This is a genomic window from Mesonia sp. K4-1, from assembly GCF_008017825.1.
GTDB lineage: Bacteria > Bacteroidota > Bacteroidia > Flavobacteriales > Flavobacteriaceae > Mesonia.
In genome coordinates, this window is sequence record NZ_VRLS01000085.1 from 1 (window position 1) to 1,208 (window position 1,208).

Below are 1,208 nucleotides of genomic sequence, written 5' to 3' on the forward strand. Positions count from 1 at the left end.
TAAATCCCTTGTCGGTCAAGCGTTTTATTCACTTATCTAAGTTACTAAAACAGGCTTTTGCTATTGCAAAATCAGGACTAGTATAGGATGATTCTTACAGAAGTACTTTAGTAAATAGTTAATGAGTTTTTACTTGTTTTTTACCACAGTACTTTGTTGCCAGTAGTACTTTATTATTCAATCCGATTTTCATCATTCATTTTAGTCGGATTTTGTCGTGTGTCAAAGACATCATTAATTACAATTTCATTGTCTATAATTCTGTAAATAAGTTTATAATGTCCACTTATTAAGTATCTGTGATTTTTATTTAGAATTGTCAAATTAGGTTCTACTGGACCAGAATTCGGGTTTTTTATTAATTGTTTCGAAGATTTAAATATTTGTTTTCTAATTTTATGAGCAAGTTTTTTATTTACTTCAATAGAATAATAATCAAAAATGTCTTTTAAATTTCTGATAGCAAAATCAGTCCAAACTATTTTCATAGTTACCAATTAGCTGATATTCTCTCTAAATCTTCTTGACTTTTTACATTCCCATTTTTGAAATCCAATTCAGATTTCTCAATTCGATTAACTAATTCCTCGACAGTAAATGGTTTTAATTCAGGATTGTGTTCAATCTCTCTTTTTAGGATATAATTTTCCAATTTATCAAATAATATCTCGTCCTTAATTTGGGCTAGATAAGTTATTAAGTTGAGTTTTCGAGTTTGTAAATCCATAATTCGTGTATTTAATCAAAAATACAATTTTTTTACTAAATGTTTAGTTGAAAAACGATTTTCTTGTATTGCTACCAACGGTCTTGTATGTGGCTCATAGCGTGTAAATTAGAAAATTATTTTCGGTTGAGCATAAGCCAGGTTTTTAAATTTTGCTATTTATCTTTTTTTATTGGAAATCGTCCACCGAAGAACTACTACTACCAAAATAAAAAATAAAAACTACAGTAAATTTAAAATTCGGCGACTTCCAAATATACCTAAACTTTTAATTGAGCCACAGCTCCCGCATTGCTTATATACGTCTTAAGCTTGATTCTTATTAATTTTAAACTATAAATCAGAAAGAACAAAGAGAGGATTAAGGTTATGATATACGGTGAAGCGTTAGACTTCGACAACATTGCTCATCCCCTCTCTTTAACTACTTCAATCACGTTCAGTTGTGTGAGGCTAGACCTCGTTTTCAAAGCCTGTACTG

At 29.6% G+C, this 1,208-nt stretch carries 2 protein-coding genes; both read right to left on the reverse strand.

What is annotated here, in order from left to right; translation table 11 throughout:
* Window positions 1-173: 173 nt before the first annotated feature.
* Window positions 174-488: a type II toxin-antitoxin system RelE/ParE family toxin gene (locus FT986_RS12270; protein WP_147865302.1), complete on the reverse strand. Its 315-nt coding sequence runs from the start codon at window positions 486-488 to the stop codon at window positions 174-176.
* A 2-nt stretch (window positions 489-490) separates the two neighbouring features.
* Window positions 491-727, reverse strand: a complete 237-nt coding sequence (locus tag FT986_RS12275) for a hypothetical protein (protein ID WP_147865303.1) — start codon at window positions 725-727, stop codon at window positions 491-493.
* Window positions 728-1,208: the final 481 nt, after the last annotated feature.